The sequence below is a fragment of the Companilactobacillus paralimentarius DSM 13238 = JCM 10415 genome (genome assembly GCF_001434985.1).
GTDB classification, from domain to species: domain Bacteria; phylum Bacillota; class Bacilli; order Lactobacillales; family Lactobacillaceae; genus Companilactobacillus; species Companilactobacillus paralimentarius.
The window spans coordinates 1-2,987 of the sequence record NZ_AZES01000147.1 but is presented as its reverse complement, the minus strand read 5'-3'; the positions used below and the strand labels follow the sequence as shown (position 1 = coordinate 2,987).

Sequence of the window (2,987 nt, the reverse complement as noted above, 5' to 3'; positions counted from 1 at the left end):
TTTTTCAAATTCGCATCGAACTTTTAAGATAAAGAGACTGTTTTGTCACAGCCTCTAAAAGTTTTTGGTATGGAGGATACAGGGATCGAACCTGTGACCTCCTGCTTGTAAGGCAGATGCTCTCCCAGCTGAGCTAATCCTCCAAAATGACCCGTACGAGATTTGAACTCATGTTACCGCCGTGAAAGGGCGGTGTCTTAACCACTTGACCAACGGGTCATAAATATTTATTTGTTTATTGCTCTCTCAAGCACAAGAAATATAATACAATAATAATAAAGACGTTGCAAGAGATTTTTTTAATTTTTTTGAAAAAATGGAGGAATTTGAATTTTGGATATACAAAAGTACTTTGAAAGCGCTGAAACAATGGATTTGGCACGGGATATGTTAGGACATACTTTCACCTATGAATCTAATCAAGGAAAGTTCTCAGGGTTAATTGTAGAAACTGAAGCTTACTTAGGGCCTATCGATATGGCATCTCACAGTTATAATGGTCGACATACTAAAGCTAATGACCCATTATATCAGGCTGGTGGAACCATCTATATTTATTCAATTCATAGTTGGTTAGACATGGACATTAGTATTCAAAAGGCTGGTACGCCAAATGGTATTTTAATTAGAGGATTACAACCACTAGAAGGTCTTGATCTAATGGAAAAGAATCGTAGCAAAACTGGTTTTGATGTTAGTAATGGCCCTGCTAAGTGGATGGCAGCCTTTGGTATCAAAGATAAAGCTTTATCTGGAACGTTTTTAAATAAAAATAATTTCTATTTTTCCGCAAAAAAAGTCCAAACTCCTCAAGAAATTCTAACTACACCAAGAATTGGTGTAAAGAATAAAGAGCCTTGGACTTCAAAAAATATGCGTTTTATTGTAAAAGGAAATCCCTACGTATCCAAATTACCAAAGAGAGAAATGAATTTAGATACATACGGTTGGTTATAATTTATCACTTCTAGCTCGAAGAGCATACAAGATGGCCACCGTATCGACTACTTCCTGAAGCATTGCTCCAATAATAGTTGGAATCAAACCAAATCCAGCTACTATCATCAGAGCGATACAAATAAAAATTCCAATCAATACAGCTTCTCGGGCAACTTTCATCGTATCATGGGCAATCTTAACAGCCGTAGTTACTTTGCTAAGGTCATCTTGTAAAATAACTGCATCAGCTGATTCACTGGCAGCATTAGCACCCTTATATCCCATTGCTATTCCGACATCAGCTAAAGCTAATGCTGGAGCATCGTTGACACCATCTCCGACCATTACGGTAGGATGATACTCTTTGTCTAAACCTTTAATGATCTTTACTTTATCAGCAGGTAAACTGGATGGAAACGCCTTTGTAATACCTACCTCTGAAGCAACTAACTCAGTTGCTTCTTTTTTATCACCTGAAATCATCAAAATATTACTAATACCAAAATCCTTTAAACCTTGAATTGTTGTTTTAGCTTCTGGTCTAATTTGATCCAATAAACTATAAACACCTGCATATTCACCATCTATAGAAACATAAACTCCCGAACCAGTTACGGAATCAACTTTCTCATCAGTTACAAATTCAGCTTGACCAACTTTAACCTCAATGCCATCAATCTTTCCTTCGATACCTTCAGCCGTTGTCTCTTTTAAATCAGCCACCGGTAATAATTCTAAATTATGTTTTAAAGTAAAGTCGACAATAGCTTTAGCCATAACATGACTTGAATTTTGTTCCAAAGATGCCGCATAAACCATAACTTGTTCTTTACTAAAGCCATTAACCGATTTAAAGCCATCAACAATTAATCTACCTTCAGTAATGGTTCCAGTCTTATCAAAGGCCACAGTCTTAGCAGAGTTCAATTTTTCCAAAGCCGTTCCTGATTTAACGATAATTCCATTTCTACTAGTTCGACTCATTCCAGAAACAAAGGCGATTGGTGCGGCCAAAATCAATGGACATGGTGAAGCTACTACTAAAACTTGAGCAATTCTAATTGGATCCTTAGAAATATACCATGCAACCCCAGCAATTACATAAGCAATCAATGTAAAAGGAACCGCATAACGATCGGCTAGTCTAACAAAGTGTGCCGGATGTGTTTCCGACTCTTTGACTAGCTTAACAATTGCCTGATACTCTGAATCGGCGGCCACCTTTTCAGCTCTAATTTTAAAGGGATTTTCACCATTAATTGATCCAGACATAACATGTGAATCTTTTCCGACAGTTACAGGAACTGATTCCCCGGTCAATGATGATTCATCTACTTCTGAAGTTCCATCAAATATTATTCCATCAACTGGAACCTGTTCCTTAGGGCGAATTAATAGTTCGTCTCCGACTTTAACATCATCAATATCAATATCTTTAACTTTTTGGTCAACAATTAAATGTGCTTGCGAAGGAGTATTATCTAAGAGTGATTTCAATTCTCTTTTAGCTTTATTAGCTGCATACTCTTCCAAAGAGTCTCCACCAGTCAGCATCAATAAAACAATCCAACCGGCCCAATATTGACCCAATACGATTGTCGCTACAATGGCTGTTATTGCCAAAAGATCGACTCCAAAGTTTCCTGATTTAAGAACCTTTACCATATCAACAAACATAATCAAAGCCAACAGTAAACCCAGAATACTAATTATCAATTGAGCATAATTAGGCAAATGAAAAACAAACTCCAATATTGCCGCAATAAGCCCAATTGCCAATGTTGTATACAATTTAATCTTATCGGAATTCATAAAATCACGTCCTCCCTTGAAATGCTTTTCACTAACATAATTATACAATTTTACAAATTATAAAAATAGTATTTAGAGACATAATTTAGAATCATTCTCATTTAGATTCATTTATCAATCTATAATTAAAAGCTGCTTATTTCATAACGACGTTACGCCGTTAATAAAAAGGCCTATCCTTAATGTGAAGTGCCCTAAAATTGTTAGACATAATCTAACAACTTTAGGAGCACTTT

General features: G+C 36.1%; 2 protein-coding genes and 2 tRNA genes. 1 reads left to right on the top strand and 3 read right to left on the bottom strand.

Features of this window, described 5'->3' with window-relative positions:
• Positions 1-70: 70 nt before the first annotated feature.
• Together FD33_RS11100 and FD33_RS11095 are read right to left on the bottom strand one after the other, a co-directional pair.
• Positions 71-143 (bottom strand) — tRNA-Val (locus tag FD33_RS11100).
• 4 nt (positions 144-147) lie between these two features.
• Positions 148-219 (bottom strand) — tRNA-Glu (locus tag FD33_RS11095).
• A gap of 114 nt (positions 220-333) precedes the next feature.
• Between FD33_RS11095 and FD33_RS11090 the strand changes: the two genes are divergently transcribed.
• Positions 334-957: a DNA-3-methyladenine glycosylase gene (locus FD33_RS11090; protein ID WP_051564358.1), complete on the top strand. Its 624-nt coding sequence runs from the start codon at positions 334-336 to the stop codon at positions 955-957.
• On the opposite strand, the gene FD33_RS11085 is transcribed toward FD33_RS11090, so the two are convergent.
• Positions 952-2,751, bottom strand: a complete 1,800-nt coding sequence (locus tag FD33_RS11085; RefSeq protein ID WP_025086380.1) for a heavy metal translocating P-type ATPase — start codon at positions 2,749-2,751, stop codon at positions 952-954. The two genes, FD33_RS11090 and FD33_RS11085, sit on opposite strands and share 6 nt — an antisense overlap.
• Positions 2,752-2,987 lie beyond the last annotated feature (236 nt).